This is a genomic window from Parafrankia sp. EAN1pec (assembly GCF_000018005.1).
Taxonomy (GTDB): Bacteria; Actinomycetota; Actinomycetes; order Frankiales; family Frankiaceae; genus Parafrankia; species Parafrankia soli.
In genome coordinates, this window is the sequence record NC_009921.1 from 8,877,767 (window position 1) to 8,895,660 (window position 17,894).

Genomic DNA, 17,894 nt, shown 5'->3' on the forward strand with positions numbered 1-17,894 from the left:
CCCCATGCTACCCGCGAGTAACCAAGGTTCCAGGTGATCCGCCGACGAAAGCCGCATCTGTTCGGAGTGGGGCGGAAAGTACGTCGAGTCAGTAATGTCCGGCACGTTTAGTCTTGCGGCCATGACGGAGGGCATGGCGGCAGTCGCCGACGAGTCCGACGACGGGTCGACCCAGGAGGTCCGGCTCGCGGTCGTGATGACCGGCGGCGCGAGCCTGGCGGTGTGGATGGGCGGCGTCGCCCGGGAGATCAACCTCCTGACCGGCGCCTCCGCGCACCGTGACCGCGCCGCGGGTGACGGTCACGTCGGCGTGGCCGGGACCGGAGACCAGGGCCTGTCTGCCGCCGACGCGGCGGCCGCGTCCCGCTGGGCGGCGCTGCTGGAGATCCTCGACGTCGAGGTGTCGGTGGACGTCCTGGCCGGGGCCTCGGCGGGTGGGATCAACGCGGCGCTGCTCGGCTACGCCAACGCCCACGACGCCGACCTGGGCCCGCTGCGCGATCTGTGGATCACGCTGGGATCACTGCGCGAGCTGATGCGACGCCCGGGCGAGCGGAGCTTCCCGTCGCTGCTGCGCGGCGACGCCGTGATGCTGCCCGCCCTGCAGACCGCGCTGCGCAGCCTCGAGCCCTCGTCCCGAAGCGGTCACACCGCCGAGGCGAGGCGCGCCAGATCCGCGCGCACGGTTCGCCCGACCTCGGTGTTCATCACGACCACGATCCTGCGCGGCGAGTCGGCGCGCTGGTCGGACGACCTCGGCGGCATCGTTCGCGACCTCGACCACCGCGGCCTGTTCGTCTTCGGCGAGGACGACCTGACCGACCCCGAGGCGGCCAACCGCCTGGCGCTTGCCGCCCGGGCCAGCGCGGCCTTCCCCGGTGCCTTCGAGCCGGCCTACATTCCCGTCCAAAGCTCGCCCGACGCGGACCATCCCGACATGGCCGACTACGTCAACGCGGCCAGCGGCTTCTACGGCTCCGACGGCGGCATCCTGGTGAACCGCCCGATCGGGCCGGCCCTGCAAGAGATCTTCGACCGGCCGGCGCACGGGCGGCAGGTCCGCCGCGTGCTCGCCTACGTGGTGCCCGCGCCCAACCCGCCGGACGACCCCACGCCGAGCCGAGACGACGGGTCGACGCCGACAGTCTCCGACACGCTGCTCGGCGCCCTGGGCGCGGCGCTGAACCAGTCGATCGCGAGCGACCTGCGGCGCATCAGGGACCACAACGAGGCGGTACGCGGCGTCCGCGCGAGCCGGCGCGGGCTGTTCCGCCTCGCCCCGGCCGGCGGCCCCCGCCTCGCCGACGAGGCAATCTACGAGGCCTACCGCCACCGCGAGGCCGAACGCGCCGCGGACGTCGTCCTGAGCACGCTGGACCGGATCGTCACCGGCGCGAACGCCGGCGCGGACGCGGCGGCGCTGCTCGCGGACCCGGCCGGACGGACGGACCTGCGGGCCGCGGCGGTCACGGCCGCGTTGGCGGAGTTCCCGGACCGGCTGCCCGGCCCGGACGACCTCGGTGACCTTTGGCGGCTGGGCCGCCCCGCGGTGGACGCCGCCAAGGGCATCCTGATTTCGATGATCAACGAGGCCTACGTCCTGTCGACCGACCCGGACGACCGGGTGGCGCTGGCGACGCTGGCCCGGGAGGTGCACGCGGCGGTCGTCGCGCCCCGCGAGCAGGCCGGAGCACATCTGCTCCCGCTCCCGTCGACGCCGGCGAACCGGGGCGGCTTCACCGTCGTCCGCCACACCCTGCGCGACCTGGCGGGGGCGTCGTCCGCCGCCGTGGTGGCCGAGGCGACCCGCCGCTGGCTGCGCGGCGCCGGCGACGAGGAGACCAGCCGGACCGACCTCACGCTCGCCTGGAGCACGCTGGGCTCGGTCACCGAGAACCTGCGCGGTCTTCTGACGGGCGTCCTCGCCCGCTCAGCACCATCGCGGACGGCCACAACCGACCTCGCGGACAGGCCCGGCCACGGGGACGGGGAGCACGGGGGACGACACGGGCGGGACGGGCAGGACGAGGACCGGCCCTTCGGGCCCGCGGCGCTGATCGCACCAGGGCCGCGCACCCACGCGAACGGGCTGAGCCTCACCGCGCGGCGCCGGGTCGCCGCCCGCACCCTGCGGGACTTCGTCGGCTACCTCCCCACACGGCGTTCGCGGGCCGCGCTGGCCCTGCTCGACCTGCACCTGGTCACCCACGCCCTGACCGGCGGGGACGTCGTCGACCAGCCGGTGGAGCTGGTCCAGGTGAGCGCGGACATCCGCTGCGGTCTGGACCCGTCACGGGCGAGCGCCGACCGGAAGCTGACCGGGCTCCAACTCGGCAACTTCGGCGCGTTCGCGAAGTCGTCCTGGCGGGCCAGCGACTGGATGTGGGGCCGGTTGGACGGCGCCGCCTGGCTGGCCCGCATCCTGCTCGACCCCCGGCGGCTGGTCCACTTACGCGATGCCGCCGCGCCGGGCGCGGAACCGCCCGACAGCACCGCGACCTGGCTCACCGAATTCGTGGAGCTGCTGGCGACGGTCGCCGCGGGCCCCGTCACCGCGGACGTCCTCGACGAGCTCGCCTGGCTCGACGACCCGGACGCGGCCGTGCCGGCCGCCCTGCCCGAGACCGCGGCCTGGGTCGCCACCGGGATCCAACGCGAGATCGCCGCCGGCGAGCTGACCAGCGTCGCCGACGCCGTCCGGGCGGACATCGCCGGTGCCAGGGTCGGCTCCGCGCCCACCCGGGAGTTCCTTGACGCGATGGCGCCCGGCCCGGCCCAGCTCGATCCCGCCGACACCGCCCGGGTGCTGCGGGCGTGCCGCGTCTCGGACGAGCGGCTGACCGATCGGGCCAACAGCCCGATCCTCGCCATCACGGTCGCCCAGGTGCTGGCGGTCCTCACCGGGTGGCTGGCGTCGCTGCGCGCGCTGCCGCGGCCGCTGCGTCCGGCGGTCGCGGCGGTGCGCGCCGTCGCTCGCGTCGCCTACGCGCTGGTGGACGACGTGACGCGCGGCCGGCGCCGGGCGACGATCGCCCTCGGCACGGTGCTGCTCGCCGCCGGGCTCGCGGGCGCGCTCGTCCTGTCCGGCCCGATGGGCGGCGTGGGGCTGCTGGTGGCCGTGACGGGGCTGCTGCTGATCAGCCTCACGGGCTGGCGGGTGCTGCCCGCGGGGCTGGCCGTCGTGGGCGTGGCGGGGCTGGCGGCGGTGGCCGCGGCGGGGGTGATCCCGGTCGTGGGTGACCATCTCTTCCCCTGGCTACACGACGACGCGGTGCCCTACCTGGCCGATCATCCCTGGGCGTGGGCGGCCGTCTTCGGCCTGCTGATGCTCCCGCCGGTGTGGTCACTCGCCGAACTCCTGCGCCCGCGGCGGCGGAGCCGACACCGGCCGGCAAACTGACACCAGCCAGCCAGCCAGCGAGCCGGCACGGTCCGGCGAACTGGCACCCGACCGGCGAGCTGACCGCGGTCAGGAGACGTCCGCCCAGCGCATCCCGCCGTCGGGCTCACGCAGGCAGGTGACCGGACGGCCGTCGGCACCCGGGACGATCTGCCCCGCGTCGGCGGGCTCGCACTCGCTGCCCGGCTCGGGCCGTGATCGGGTGGACTGCGCCGGAGCCTCCGGCGACCACCGGCCGGAGACGGCCGACCCGGTACCGGCTTCGCCGGGCACGCAGTAGAGAACCAGCCCGTTGACGGCGACGGCGGGCTCCTCATCGCGCCCCGGGACGCAAGCCTCGCCCAGGAACACCGGCGACGGCGCCACCGACGGCAGATCGGGCACGACCGGGCCGGTGGGCTCCGCGGACTGCGCGTCCGGGCTGGTCTGCGCCTCCGGGCCGGCCGGCGTGCTCGGGCCAGTCCCCGTCGGCGGGTCGGAACCCGGCGCACCGGCGCCCGCCGAAGCCGAGCCGGTGCTCCCCGGCCCGCCCGCCGCGGAGTCCATGCCGGGAGTGCCCGCGCCGGCCGTGGTCTGACCGTCACCCGCCGACCCGGCGGCCTCACCGGAGCCCGCGGGCGAGGACGAACCCGCTCCCGGTGGCTGCGGGGCCGCGGCCACCGCCGGCTCGGGCCGGGTGGTCGTCGTGTCGCTCCCCGCCTCGCCGCAACCGGCGAGCACGGCGGCGAGGGCCGCACCGACGATCACCACACGAAGACCGGCACGTGAGAGAACAGTGGAGCGAACCGGGCCATCGAAGTTGTTCCGATGTAGCGAATCGAGGACGGTGGAGGCACCTCGAAAGTGCCTCGACGAGGTGCCGCGGGAGGCCACGCCGAACGGACGATCACCGATCACGGCATCCCTCCCCTCGCAGGTCCGGCCCACGGCCTCGATCCAGCTTAGGTAGCCGCTGGCACCGAATGCGGCCAGTTGACCGGAACGGGCGCCGGGCGGCGGCCGGAACGGGCCGACTGTCCGGGCCCGAGACCGTCGTCCCGTTGCTGCTGGCTAGTGGTCTGGATGTGATCCCAGGCCGGGTGATCGGTGCTCTCCCGGAAGCTCCTCCATCCGGCTCGGATCGGCGCGGGCGTCCGACCGCGGGGGTGTCCTACCCCCTTGAGGCCCACATTCCTCCTACGGGTGCCGACGAGTCCGCCATCCCGTGGTGCCGACCCGTGTCTCCTGGTGCCGTATCTCCTGGTGCCATGTCTTCTGGTGCCGCCGGGGCCGGGCGGCCCGGGCGGGAGAGCCCGGGCGATCGCCCGCGTACCAGCCGGCGGGCCGGTCAGTAGGCGTCGACGGGGACGGGCTGGGCCGCCCACTCGACCGGGGCGAGCTGGCCGCCCGTGGTCAGCTCGGAGGCCACCGCGGACAGGGCGACCGGCTCACGCGGCGGCAGCGGGATGGCGTCCGAGAGCGTCCCCAGCTCCACCCAGCCGAGCAGCTCCTCGCCGCCCGTCAGGCCGAACACCGCGCGGACCTGGTCACTGTCGGGCAGCGGCGTCGACTTCCACGCCGAGGCGACTCCCTGGGCGTGCGCGGCGAGGCAGAGGTTCTGCGCCGCGGCAGCGGCGGACGCGTCCTGCTCGGCGCGGGGGACGCGCGCGCCGGGCACCCGGGAGGCGATCACGGCGATGAGGACCGGCGAGCGGGTCGCCTTGCCCGCGGCCTTACGGATGACCGGTTCGGCCAGGCCGCCGACCGCCTCGGCCGCCGCGGTGATGGCGTTCGCCAGCACCTCGCGGGCTTCGCCGCGCACCACCACGAACCGCCACGGGCGCAGCATCTTGTGGTCCGGCGCGGTGGTCGCGGCGGCGAGCATGACGGCGAGCTGTTCGTCGGTGGGGCCGGGCTCCACGAGCCGGGTCGCGGTACGTCGGGTCATCAGGCAGTCGAGGGCGTCCACAGCAGCTCCATTCGGTTCGGGTTCGCGTCCGCGCGTTTTGCAATTTGACCTAATTTGGCCCTGATCGATCCGGATCGGCGCCGCGCACGCCAGGTTCCCGATCGTTCACTTTCCGCGGACGAGCTCTTCCCATTTCACTGAGGCGCCCTCATAATAGATGGTGCTCAGCAATCCGGGCTGCCGGCCGCGCACCTCCGGCAGCCCGCACCACCAGCAGCTGCGCACCGCGTGCAGCCGTGTACCGCCAGCAGAGAGGACGGCCGGCCCATGCCCCCACCCGACACCGGCGACGAGGTCGTCGACCTCATCCTCGCCCTCGGCCATCAGGTCAGGCGCGGGGTGAACGAGTCGCTGCGGGCCGGCGCCGGCCTGACCCTGCCCCGACTCAAGGTCCTGCGGCTCGTCGCGGAGACCGGCCCCCTGCGGCTGCGGGACCTGGCGAGCGCCGTCTCCGTGGCACCCCGGACGATGACCGAGACAGTGGACGGGCTGGAGGCCGACGGCCTCGTGCGCCGCCAGATCGACCCGGCCGACCGCCGCGCGGTCCTGCTGGAGCTGACGCCGGAGGGAAAGACCACGCTGGAGACCGGGCGTGCCTGCGCGTCGGCCGCCGTCCGACGCTTCACCGACGGGTTGTCGGCGGATGATCGGGCCACTCTGGGCCGGCTCCTGGCGCAGGTGCGGGACAACGCGGCTGCCGTTAACACGGTGCCGTTACCGTGAGGTGAGCACCTGGGCGCGCCAACCCGAGGAGGCCACGGTAAGCGGAGCTCTCACGGTGGGTGAAACCCCGCGCCGCGGCGACGACCGCCCCACCAGCGGCCGGGCCGACGGCGCGCGCCCCGCTGCGGCCAGCGAGCCCGGTGCCTGGCCCGGCACCGGCACCGCGCCGGCGGTGGTGGACGTCCACCGGCTGACGAAGCGGTACGGGCGAGTGGAAGCACTGCGTGATGTCTCGTTCACCGTGCCTGCCGGGACGGTGACCGGGTTCCTCGGCGCCAACGGGTCGGGCAAGACGACGACGCTGCGAATTCTGCTGGGCATGGTGGCCGCCACCGACGGGCACGCCCTGATCAACGGCCGGCCGTACCGCGAGCTGCCCGCCCCGGCCCGCACGGTCGGTGCCGTGCTCGAGCCGGCGGCGCACCCGGCCCGCACCGGGCGCAACCACCTTCGCTGCCTGGCGCTGCCACTCGGCCTGCCCCGGCGGCGGCGCGGCCCGGCCGTGGACGAGGCGCTGGCCGCCGTCGACCTCGCCGCCGCCGCCGACCGCCCGGTCGGCACCTACTCGCTGGGGATGCGCGGGCGGCTCGCCATCGCCGGCGCCCTGCTCGGGGATCCCGAGCTGCTCGTCCTGGACGAACCGGCGAACGGGCTGGACCCGGACGGCATCCGCTGGCTGCGCCGGTTCCTGCGCTCGTGGGCGGCGAGCGGCCGCAGTGCGCTGCTGTCCAGCCACGTGCTCGCCGAGGTCACCCAGACGGTCGACCACGTCGTCATCGTCGACCGCGGCCAGGTGGTCCTGGCCGCACCCGCCACCGAGGTGGGCCGCGGGCACGTCGAGGTCCGCACCCCGGAGGCGGACCGGCTCGCCGAGCTGCTCGTCCGGGAGCCCGGTGTGGACGTCGTCCGGACCGGTCCCGACGGCCTGCGCCTGCCACACGGCCTCGCCGAGCAGGTCGGACGGCTCTGCGCGGCCCACGGGATCCCGCTCGTCGAGCTGCACACGACCGGCCCCGACCTGGAGCGGACGTTCTTCGACCTGACCAGCCGGGCCGACGGCGGGGCGCAAGAGCGGGCCGGAAGCGGGTGGCGGTGACCGAGGCCCGCCCGACCGTGGAGGTCGTCCGCCGTTCCGGCCGCTCCCGCGGGCGCCGGGGCACGGGGCCGGGCACGGGCCGGCTGGTCGCCACCGAGCTACTCAAGATCACAACGGGGCGGTGGCAGCTCGTCGGCCTCTGTGTCGCCCTGGCGGTCCACGTCCCGCTGCTGCTGATGTGGGGCGCCCAAGCCGATCCGTTCGCCGCGTGGAACGGCCTGCGCTCGCGCTCGGGGTTCCTGCTCGCCTACGCGATGATGTTCTTCGGGGTGATCCTGGTGACCGGTGAGTACCGGTACCGCACGGTCACCCACGCCTGGCTGCTCACCCCGCGGCGGTCCCGGGTGCTGGGCGCCCAGGTGCTCACCGTGCTCGCCATCGGCGCGGCGATGAGCACGGCGACGTTCGCCGCCTGGTGGGCGCGCGGGGCCGCCCGGCATGGCGCGCCGGCGATGCGCTCGGACCGGCCGGCGGAGTTGCTGTCGGCCTATGTGATCGTGGTCGTCATGGTGTGCGCGGCCGGGGTGGCGGGAGTGGCGGTGGGGACGCTGACCCGTGGCTCGTCCGCGGCCGCCGGCGCCATCGCACTCTCCGGGCTGGCCGAGGCCGTGCTCGACGGGGCCCGCTTCCACGGCCCGGCGACCGCACCGTTGGGCGTCCTGCTCTGGCCCACCAGCGAGACACATGTCTCGTCCCTGCTCGCCGCGATCTCGTGGGCGGTGGTTCTCACCGCTGCCGCGAGCGCCTCACTGCACCGGGACCTGCCATCCTGAACAAGGGACCAACCGAATCCGTGATGTGGCATAGGTCACTGCCGGCGCGGCGCGTGTCCCCATCCCCTGCCGCGCCGCACCGCGATCGGCCTACGATCCCGCACATGGTGCCGTGCCCGACATGCGCGGAGGAGAACCCGAAGCGAGCGCGCTTCTGCTCCGAGTGCGGGAACCCGCTGCCCGTCGCGGGCAATGGGTCGCGCAAGACAGTGACCATCATGTTCGTCGACATAACCGGTTCGACGGACATCGGTGAGAAGATCGACTCCGAGCCGCTGCAGCAGGTCATGTGGCGGTTCTTCACGACCGTGCGGGAGGTCATCCACGCCCATGGCGGCACGGTCGAGAAGTTCATCGGGGACGCGGTGTTCGCCGTGTTCGGTATCCCGGTGCTGCACGAGGACGACGCGCTGCGCGCCGTGCGGGCCAGCCTGGACATCCGCGCGGCGATGGAGGAGCTCAACGCCGACCTCCAGCGCGAGTGGGGGCTGCGGCTGCGGGTGCGCATCGGCATCAACACCGGCGAGGTGACCGTCGCCGGCGGCGGCGCGACCGGCGACCCGGTGAACGTCGCCTCCCGGCTGGAGGAGGCGGCGCCACCCGACGAGATCCTCATCGGTGACAGCACGTACCGGTTCATCCGGCACAGCGTCACCGTCAGCTCGGTGGGCCCGCTGGTCGTGCAGGGCAAGCGGGAGCCGGTGCGGGCGCACCGCCTGATCGGGCTGGTCGACCCGACCGCGGGCCCGGGCAGCCGGGCCCCCACCCAGGGCTTCGCGGCGCCGGTGATCGGCCGAAACCGGGAGCGCCGCCGCCTCCAGGACGCCTTCGAGGCCGTCGTCGAGGAGCGGACCTGCCACCTGTTCACCGTGCTCGGCCCGGCCGGCATCGGAAAGTCGCGGATGGTCGGCGAGTTCTGCCAGGCCACCGCGTCGCGCGCCACCGTGCTCACCGGCCGCTGCCTGTCCTACGGCGAGGGCATCGCCTACTGGCCGCTGATGGAGATGGTCCGCCAGGCCACCGGCATGTCCGCCGACGAGAGCGCGCCGGACGGCCGCCTGCGCCTCAAGGAACTGCTGGCGGACGTCCCGCAGGCCGCCGAGGTGGTCGACGCGCTCGCCCCGCTGGTCGGACTCGGCGGCGCGGAGCTGGGCACCCAGGAGAGCTTCTGGGCGGTCCGCACCTTCTTCCAGGCCCTGGCCGAGAAGCGCCCGCTGGTGCTGTGGTTCGACGACGTCCACTGGGCCGAGCCGACCCTGCTGGACCTGATCGAGCACGTCGCCGACTGGTCGCGGGACGCGCCGATCCTGCTGCTGTGCCTGTCCCGCCCGGAGCTGCTGGAGGACCGGCGCGAGTGGGGCGGCGGCAAGCTGAACGCCACGTCGATGCTGCTGGCGCCGCTCACCGAGGCACGCTGCCACCGGCTGATCCGCACCCTGATGGGCTCGGACGACCTCGACCCCGCGCTCGTCTCGCGGATCACCACCTCGGCGGCGGGCAACCCGCTGTTCGTCGAGCAGATGGTCGCCGCGCTGGTCGACGACGGCCTGCTGCGCCGGGAGGGCTCCCGCTGGATCGCCACCGGGAACCTGCGCGGGGTCACGGTGCCGCCGACGATCTCCGCGCTGCTGGCCGCCCGACTCGACCGCCTCGAGCCCCCGGAGCGCCGGGTGCTCGAGCGCGCCGCCGTGGTCGGCGAGCGGTTCTACCTGGACGCCGTCGCCGAGCTCTCCGACCCGGCCGAGCGCCCGTACGTCACGGAGCACTGCCTGTCACTGGTCCGCAAGGAGCTCGTCCACCCGGACCGCTCGGACCTGCCCGGCGTCGACGCCTACCGGTTCCTGCACGTCCTGCTGCGCGACTGCGCGTACCAGGCGACGTCCAAGCGCCAGCGCGCCGACCTGCACCAGCGTTTCGCCGGCTGGTTGCAGGCGCGGATGGTCGGCGGGCCGGGTGAGCACGACGAGCTGGTGGGCTACCACCTCGAGCAGGCCTACCGTTACCGGGTCGAACTCGGGCAGCGCGACAACGAGATGATCGAACTCGGCCGGGCGGCGGCCACCTGCCTGATCGAGGCGGCCGACCGCGTCCGCCAGGGTGACGAGACCGGCGCCGCCCAGCTCCTCAAACGCGCGATCACGCTGCTGCCGGAGACCGACCCGCTGCGGCTGCGGGCCGAGATCGACCTCGGCTGGGCGCTGTACTCCTTCGGCCGCCTCTCCGACGCCGAGCGCATCCTGCGGCAGGTCACCGAGCGGGCGCGGCGCGCCGGCGAGGACGGCCTGCGGGCGCACGCCCGGCTCGCCCAGCTGCGGGTGCTGTTCGCGACCGACCCCGAGGGCCTGGTCGCCAGCACGCTCACCGAGGCCACGGCGGCGCTGGCCGCGTTCGTCCGGGACGGTGACGACGTCGGCGCGGCGCTGGCCTGCCGCAGCCAGTCGGCGGCGTACGGCGCGGCCGGCCAGTTCGCGGCCGCGGAGAAGGCCATGGAGACCGCGGTGCGCCACGCCGAGGAGTCCGGGGTGCCCAGGGCCGCGCACTCGCTGCGGCGCGAGCAGGTCCTGCTGCTGAGCCTCGTGCCGCGCCCGGTGCCCTACGCGATCGCGAAGGCGACCAGGGCGCTGGAGGCGGCCGGCGACGACCGCGGCCTGCGTCGGGCGGTGCTCGCGCAGCTCGCGCTGCTCAACGCCATGTCCGGTGACCTGGAGGCGGCGCGCACCCACCTCAAGGACGCCGAGGAGATCGTCGGGGACATCCGCGGCGCCCGCACGGACCCGTTCCACAGCGGCTTCGTGGTGGCCCGCGTGGCGCTGCTCGCCGACGAGCCGGAGATCGCCGAGCGCGAGCTGCGCCGCAGCTGCCGCCAGCTCTCCCGGATGGGCGAGCGCGCGCACCTGGCCACCCGGGCCGCCCTGCTGTCGGACGTGCTGGTCCGGCGCGGCAAGCTGGAGGAGGCGCAGAAGTACGTCAACCGGTGCCGGGACGCCGCCGCCGGCGACCAGCTCCCCGCCCAGGCGGGCTGGTGCTCGGTGCATGCCAAGCTGCTGGCGATCTCCGGGCGGGACGCCGAGGCGCTGCGCTTCGCCGACACCGCGTGCGACCTGGCCGGCCGCACCGACGACATCGACGGGCAGGGCAACGCGCTGCTCGCCCGCGCCGAGGTGCTCTACCGGGCCGGGCGCAAGGACGACGCCGCCGAGAGCCTGGAGGCGGCCAGCGCCCGGTTCCTGCAGAAGGGGAACCGGGCGGCGGCGGCCACCAGCCGACGGCTGTTCGAGACCCTCGACGCCGAGCGCTTCGGCTGACCGGACCGGCTCAGGTCTGGAGCCGGCTCAGGTCGCCTCGGGTTTCGGGAGCGGGTTGAGCCGCACGGTGCCATAGGTGAACCCGGCCAGGTCGATGGTCTGCGGCGAGGTCGGCGCGAACGAGGTCCCGCCGTCACCGAAGGTCGCTGTGACGAGAATCCCACCGATGCGCAGGTCGTTGGAGATCCTCGGGTTGAAGCTCTGCTCCTTGTGGACGAGCTGACCGTCCAGCCAGACGAGCAGGACGCCGTCCGCGAAGCCTTCGAAGTTGAGCTTGACGCCCTGCTCCACGCAGATCCAGCGGCCGGCCGGCCAGTGCCACGCGCCTTTGCCGATCACATTGATCGGGTGATCGGTGCGCGCGGTGTTCGCATAGACGATTCCTTCGTCACCGTCTCGCCACGCAAAACGGGTCGCCAATCCGCTTCGCAACGTTTCCGTGCGCTGACGGTTCTTGACGATGGTGCCGAAGAATCCCGGCAGGCGACCGCCCTTACCAAAGGCGAACCCCTCCGGGAACCGCAGGTAGTAACGCATGTACAGCTCGTAGGGTGATCTGAGGGTGTGATCGACGAAGGCCTGCGTCCCGCCGTACGTGGGCCCGTCGCCGTAGATTCTGGCGTCCGCGGGGTTCATCGCGTCAACCGGAAGTGAGATTCGCAGGAATTTCGGGAAGCGCGGATCGTCCGATGCCATGATCTCCGCCCGGTCCAGCCCGAAGCTCGACCGGCTCCGGGCCACCAGGTCCTTGCCGAAGAACTCCTTCGCCGCGGCCGGGTCCGCGAGGGTGCGCCGCGCGGCGGCGGTGGTCGCGGGCGCAGCGACGGGCGCCGCCGTGTCCGGTGGCAGGATCTCACTGGCCGGGTCGAACGGCTGGTCGTCGGAGACCAGGCCACAGCCGGTCCCCGCCAGCGCGAACGCGCCGAGGGACGAGGCGAGCAGGGCCCGCCTCGTCCAGCCGCGCCGGTCCGGACCGGCCTCCCCCGGCCTGCCCGGACCGCTCATACGTTGGGGCGGCCGAGCGCGTGGTAGATCCAGCCGGCGGCACGCCACCGCTGCGGGTCGAGGGTGTTGCGGCCGTCGATGATGACCGGGCGACGCACCAGCGACGTCAGCAGCGACGGCTCGATCTCGCGGAAGTCGGCCCACTCGGTGAGATGCAGCACGACGTCGGCGTCGGTGACCGCCTCGGAGACGCCCGAGGCGTAGCGCAGGTCGGGGAACTTGCGGGCGGCGTTCGCCATGGCCGCGGGGTCGTAGACCGTCACGCGGGCACCCGCCTTGCGCAGCGCGTCGGCGACGTCGAGCGCCGGTGAGTCGCGGATGTCGTCGCTGTTCGGCTTGAACGCGGCCCCGAGCACGGCGACCCGCCGCCCGGCCGCGCCGCCGCCGAGCAGGTGGATGGCCAGCTCCACCGTCCGGCTGCGGCGGCGCAGGTTGACGCGGTCGACCTCGCTCAGGAAGCCGAGCGCCGGGCCGGCGCCCATCTCCTCGGCGCGTGCCTGGAAGGCGCGGATGTCCTTGGGCAGGCAGCCGCCACCGAAGCCGAGGCCCGCGCCGAGGAACCGCCCGCCGATCCGGGTGTCGTAGGCGAGGGCCGAGGCCAGGGTCTTGACGTCGGCGCCCGCCACCTCGCAGACCTCGGACATCGCGTTGATGAAGGAGATCTTCGTGGCGAGGAACGCGTTCGCCGCCACCTTGACCAGCTCGGCGGTGGCGAAGTCGGCGACGACCGCCGGCGTGCCGGCGGCCAGCGCGGTCGCGTACACCTCCCGCAGCCTGGCCTCGACCCGGACCCGGCGCCCGGTGTGGTCGCCCTGGTCGGTGCGGTCGGCCACGCCGTACCACTCGTCGTCGGCGGGCAGGCCGAAGACCAGCCGGTCCGGGCGCAGGGTGTCCTCGACCGCGAAGCCCTCCCGCAGGAACTCCGGGTTCCACGCGAGGTCGACCTCGGGTGCCTCCCGGGCGAGCCAGTCGGCGAGGCGCACGGCCGTCCCCGCCGGGACGGTCGACTTGCCCACCAGCAGGGATCCGGCCTTCGGTTGGGCGGCGAGGAGCCGCTCGACGGCGCCGTCGACGTAGCTCATGTCGGCCGCGCCCGAGTCCGCGCGCTGCGGGGTGCCCACGCACAGGAAATGCACGTCCGCGTTCGCCGCGTCGGCGAAGGAGGTCGTGAAGGCCAGCCGGCCGGTCTCGAGGTTCTTGCGCAGGAGCTCCTCGAGGCCCGGCTCGAAGAAGGGCACCTCGCCGTCGGCGAGCCGGCGCACCTTGTCCTGGTCGACGTCGACGCCGACAACGTCGAAACCGAGCTCGCTCATGCAGATCGCGTGTGTGGCCCCGAGATATCCGGTGCCTATAACGCTGATCCGGAGCGGGCTCCCCGCTTCTGGTGTGCTCATTGTGTGTATCCCCCCACTCAACGTCGGGCTGCAAGGCCGCGGAGCGCATTGTGGACCGCTCGTGTTTCCGGGAGATGAGGCGGGGTGCCGGGGCGAGGCGGACGCCGCGACAGGTAGCCGGTTGACTACCTAACGTCGATGGTTTGCCGTTGCCGGAGCCCGGGTACGGTGATCAGTTACGCCCTGTCCCGACCACTGCTAATGTCTGCTTCGTCTATCAATGGATAGACATCAGCGACCACCGGCGGGGGTGCGGTGGGGACCTGAGCCATCCGGCTGGCGCGCCGGATGGTTCGTACACGTCCCAACACGCTTCCCCATGACTCTGGCGTTCTCGGTGGCCTGCAGCTGGGGGGGCAACACACAAGATGGAGTGGTTCGGCGTCGCGTTCGATTTCGTTCGCGATCATCGTTCTCTGGTCCCGCTCGGGATCGCGGGCGTTGTCTCCTGGGTGGTGTGGCTCACTCGCCGCCTGCTCTCCACCCGGTACCGCCCCGTCCGGAACAACTTCCGAGCCAGTACCTCGGTGATCGTTCCATCGTTCCGGGAAGACCCCGACGTCCTCATCCGGTGCCTGGAGACCTGGCTCTCCCAGCAGCCGGACGAGATCATCATCATCCCGGATGTGGAGGACACCGAGCTCATAGCGAGGCTCGCCCAGCGCGCCGACCCGACGGTCCGCGTGATCCCGTTCGTCCACGAGGGCAAGCGTTCGGCGCTGGGGGTCGGCCTGTCCGCGGCGACCAGGGACATCGTCGTGCTCTGCGACTCCGACACCGCTTGGGAGCCGGGGCTGCTCGCCGCGGTGCAGATGCCGTTCGTCGACCCGCAGGTCGGCGGGGTGGGAACCCGGCAGAACGTCTACGAGCCGCGCAGCAGCGTGTGGCGGCGGGTCGCGAACTGGCTCGTCGACATCCGCTACCTCGACTACGTGCCGGCGCAGGGCCGGGTCGGCGCCGTCGCCTGCCTGTCCGGGCGCACGGCGGCCTACCGGCGCTCGGCGATCCTGCCCGTGCTGCACAACCTGGAGCACGAGTTCTTCCTCGGCCGGCGGTGCATCGCCGGTGACGACGGCCGGCTGACCTGGCTGGTGCTCGCGTCCGGCTACAAGACCATGCACCAGCACACGGCGCACGCGATGTCGATGTTCCCCGACAACCTGCGGGCCTTCATCAAGCAGCGGGTGCGCTGGAGCCGGAACTCCTACCGGACCTACCTGACCGCCATCTACAAAGGCTGGCTGTGGCGGCAGCCACTGATCACCCAGGTCAGCGTGCTGCAGATCGTGCTCACCCCGCTGACCATGGGTGTCGCGATGACCTACTTCGTGCTGTGGATGTTCCGGCCGGAGGCGAACGCCCCGATCATCGCGATCGCCTGGCTGCTGCTCGGGCGGTTCATCCGCGGGCTCTCCCACCTCAAGGAGCACCCGCGGGACATCTTCATCCTCCCGCTCACAGTGTTGATGATCATCGTCGTCGCGCTGCCCATCAAGACCTGGGCGTTCGTGTCGATGAACAAGCAGGGCTGGCTGACCCGGCGCTCCGACCTCATCGGCGGGGAGGGCCAGACCGACGCCTCTACGCGAACCAGCCCGGCCGCGAGCCCCCGCCCGGCGACAGCGACCGCGATGGGTGGTACCCGATGAGGGCCCCGCACCTGGCCGGATCGCCGTTCCCGGCCGGCCGGCCGGTCACCGCGCGGGTCCCGTCCTGGATACGGCGGGCGGCGCTGACCACCCTCGCGGCGGCCGCGATCGGGGGCGGTGGCCTGCTGACGGCCGTCCCCGCGCACGCCCAACCGGTGGCGCCGCTGCCCCCGGTCAGCTCGGCGGACGCGAAGAAGCAGTCGAACCTCGTCGACGCCGAGGACATCCGGCTGCGCTCGATGTTCGAACGTTTCGGGGTGCTGACCGCGCCGACGCTCGTCGAGGTCGCGGGCAGCCTGCCCACCCTGCTGCTGCCGGCGCGCCAGGCCCCCTACACCGCGGGGGACGTCGTCGCGGCCGGCGGCGGGCGCCGCGAGGTGGACGGCGCCGTGCTGTTCACCGCGAACGTGCTGGTAGGCCCGCAGGCCCGGCTCGTGATCGATCCCAGCGTGACCACGTTGCGCCTGGCCAGCGGCGCGTCCGGGTTCGCCTCGGTCGCCACCTGGCGCGGCGGGCTGGAGTTCGCCGGGCGGTCCCCGGAGCAGCCGCTGACCGTCGTCGGATGGGACGTTCAGAACCTCGAGCCGGACAAGCTCACCGTGGACGGCCGCGCCTACATCCGCACCATGGGCGGCGAGCTGATCATGCGCAACACCAGCGCCAACCACCTTGGCTTCTGGAACGGCCGGACCGGCGGCGTGGCCTGGACGGGAAGCAAGGGCGAGCCGAGCACGGGCGGCGCGGCGAACTCGACCCTGAGCGACAACATCTACGGCGCGTACGTCTCCGGCAGCGAGGGCATCCAGATGGTCGGTGTGCGCCTCACCGACAACGAGCGCTCCGGCCTGGCCGTGCACCGGGACGCCATCACCACGCTCGTGTCCGGGGTGACGGCGGCCCGCAACCACGGCGACGGCATGACCATCGACCGTGCCTCGGGCTCCCGGGTGATGCGCAGCACCGTGAGTGACAACAGCGGCGACGGCATCTCGCTGGACGGCCGTGGCCTCGGCGTGGTCGCCACCGCGACCGGAGTCCAGGTCAACCAGATCAAGGACACCCTGATCGAGGAGAACACCGTCTCCGGCAACGGCCGGTACGGCATCCGGGTCGTCGGCGGCGAGAACACCGTCGTCCGCACGAACACGATCAGCGGCGGCCAGCTCGGCATCGTCGTCAAGAGCGGCGCCAACGGCACCCAGATCACAGGGAACAAGGTGACGGGGGCGGAGGAGGCCGGCATCCAGATCGGCCCGGACGCCCGCCGCACCGCCATCGTCGACAACAAGCTCGCCGACGGCCGCCTCGGCATGCTCACCCAGGACGCTCTCACCACCATCATCAGCCGCAACCAGGTGAGCGGCGCCACCGACTTCGCCATCACGCTGCGTGGCGTCTCGGACGGCAGCACGATCCAGCACAACACCCTCGCCGGCGAGGGCTGGCGCGCGGTCGACACCCGCAAGGCGCTGGGGATCCGCTCACGCGACGTGCACAGCAACAACTCCGATGCCTGGGTGTCACGCGCGCCGAAGCACTGGTACACGCTGCTTCGCCGCCATCCCGCCCTCATCGTGTGGGGCCTGGTGGCGCTGTTCCCGCTCGCCGGCTGGTGGGCGCGGCGGCGGGCCCGGCGCCGTCCGCCGCAGCACCCCTACCCCGAGTCCGAGCTGCTGGTCCGCCGCCTGACCGGGGGCACGATGCGCCCCGATCCCGCCTTCTCCGGCATCCCCGACCAGCGGACGGAGTCCTCGGCGGCCCATTCGCCCGCGGGCACCGCACTTCCCCGGGTGCCCGCGGAGCGCTACCCCACGCCGGGCCGAGTGCGGCCGGCCCCGGCCAGGGCTGACACGGGCGTCCTGGCCCCCGCGGCACCCGTGCTCACCGCGGCGAGCCCGGCGGGGGGTGCGCTGGACGTCCAGCCAGCCCCCGGCGGTCGGGCCAGGTCTGGCTCCCGCCGCCGCGCCGGCGCGGCGGAGCCGGGTCGATCCCCGGCGAAGCGGTCACGGTCCGCGACAGCCGGCTCCGACGATACGGCCGCGCTCCGTACGGGTGGCTCCGGTACCGGTCACTCCGGTACCGGCGACCTTGACGGCGACCGCAGTGGCACCGACGACGCCGGCGCCGCTCTGTCGCCGGCCGCGACACTGACTCCGGCCGCCGCGCCGATCAGTGAGGACGCCCACCCGACCCTGCGCGGCCTGCGTTTCTACCGCACCCCTCGGGACCTGTCGGTCGGACCAGACATGTCGGCGGGAGAGGTCACGACCGAGATCACGACACGGCCGTTCGACGGCGCCGACCACCTCGCCGGTCCCGCCCAGTGGCCGCGCGCCGAATGGGAGCAGACGCCGGAGCCGGACCCCTACTGGTCCGGCGACCAGGGCCCGGACGGCCAGTGGTCGGACGGCCAGTGGTCGGACGGGCGGATCACCAGTGCCCCGATCCCGGACACCCGCCAGCCGATGGCGGATCACGGCGCCCAGCCGGCGATGTCCAAGCCCGGTCCGGACGGCGACGAGAACCTCGAGATCATCGATCCGGTGGGCACGGCGCCAGGTCGCCGCCGCCGCCGTCCCAAAGGGGGAAACAGCAGGTGAG

The 17,894-nt window shown here is 73.4% G+C and carries 11 protein-coding genes; 7 read left to right on the top strand and 4 right to left on the bottom strand.

Going from position 1 to position 17,894, the window contains the following annotated elements:
- The first annotated feature begins 133 nt into the window (after positions 1-133).
- Positions 134-3,400 (top strand): patatin-like protein, encoded by a 3,267-nt coding sequence (locus tag FRANEAN1_RS36320; RefSeq protein ID WP_347176909.1) that lies wholly within the window; start codon positions 134-136, stop codon positions 3,398-3,400.
- A gap of 69 nt (positions 3,401-3,469) precedes the next feature.
- Here FRANEAN1_RS36320 and FRANEAN1_RS36325 read toward each other — a convergent pair whose 3' ends face one another.
- Positions 3,470-4,150, bottom strand: a complete 681-nt coding sequence (locus FRANEAN1_RS36325; RefSeq protein ID WP_041255186.1) for a hypothetical protein — start codon at positions 4,148-4,150, stop codon at positions 3,470-3,472.
- Positions 4,151-4,727: 577 nt separating this feature from the next.
- Positions 4,728-5,348, bottom strand: a complete 621-nt coding sequence (locus tag FRANEAN1_RS36330; RefSeq protein ID WP_020464648.1) for a nitroreductase — start codon at positions 5,346-5,348, stop codon at positions 4,728-4,730.
- 267 nt (positions 5,349-5,615) lie between these two features.
- On the opposite strand from FRANEAN1_RS36330, the gene FRANEAN1_RS36335 reads away from it, so the two are divergent.
- The 4 genes from FRANEAN1_RS36335 (at position 5,616) to FRANEAN1_RS36350 (ending at position 11,245) form a co-directional block, all read left to right on the top strand.
- Entirely contained in the window at positions 5,616-6,071 is a 456-nt protein-coding gene (locus FRANEAN1_RS36335) for a MarR family transcriptional regulator (protein WP_020464649.1), read from the top strand.
- A 55-nt stretch (positions 6,072-6,126) separates the two neighbouring features.
- A complete protein-coding gene (locus FRANEAN1_RS36340) occupies positions 6,127-7,167 on the top strand; it encodes an ATP-binding cassette domain-containing protein (protein WP_157472930.1) in 1,041 nt (346 codons plus the stop codon).
- Positions 7,158-7,940, top strand: coding sequence for an ABC transporter permease (locus FRANEAN1_RS36345; protein WP_020464651.1), 783 nt, complete (start codon positions 7,158-7,160; stop codon positions 7,938-7,940). Before FRANEAN1_RS36340 ends, FRANEAN1_RS36345 begins: the two co-directional genes overlap by 10 nt.
- 104 nt (positions 7,941-8,044) lie before the next feature.
- A complete protein-coding gene (locus FRANEAN1_RS36350) occupies positions 8,045-11,245 on the top strand; it encodes an adenylate/guanylate cyclase domain-containing protein (protein ID WP_041255187.1) in 3,201 nt (1,066 codons plus the stop codon).
- A gap of 27 nt (positions 11,246-11,272) precedes the next feature.
- Here the strand turns inward: FRANEAN1_RS36350 and FRANEAN1_RS36355 are convergent, their stop codons facing one another.
- Both FRANEAN1_RS36355 and FRANEAN1_RS36360 read right to left on the bottom strand, forming a co-directional pair.
- A complete protein-coding gene (locus FRANEAN1_RS36355; protein WP_020464653.1) occupies positions 11,273-12,250 on the bottom strand; it encodes a polysaccharide lyase in 978 nt (325 codons plus the stop codon).
- On the bottom strand, positions 12,247-13,644 hold the full coding sequence (locus FRANEAN1_RS36360; RefSeq protein WP_020464654.1) for a UDP-glucose/GDP-mannose dehydrogenase family protein: 1,398 nt from the start codon (positions 13,642-13,644) through the stop codon (positions 12,247-12,249). Before FRANEAN1_RS36360 ends, FRANEAN1_RS36355 begins: the two co-directional genes overlap by 4 nt.
- 368 nt (positions 13,645-14,012) lie before the next feature.
- On the opposite strand from FRANEAN1_RS36360, the gene FRANEAN1_RS36365 reads away from it, so the two are divergent.
- Positions 14,013-15,293, top strand: a complete 1,281-nt coding sequence (locus FRANEAN1_RS36365) for a glycosyltransferase family 2 protein (protein ID WP_020464655.1) — start codon at positions 14,013-14,015, stop codon at positions 15,291-15,293.
- Positions 15,290-17,893 (top strand): right-handed parallel beta-helix repeat-containing protein, encoded by a 2,604-nt coding sequence (locus tag FRANEAN1_RS36370; protein ID WP_020464656.1) that lies wholly within the window; start codon positions 15,290-15,292, stop codon positions 17,891-17,893. The genes FRANEAN1_RS36365 and FRANEAN1_RS36370 overlap by 4 nt, the downstream gene beginning before the upstream one ends.
- Position 17,894 lies beyond the last annotated feature (1 nt).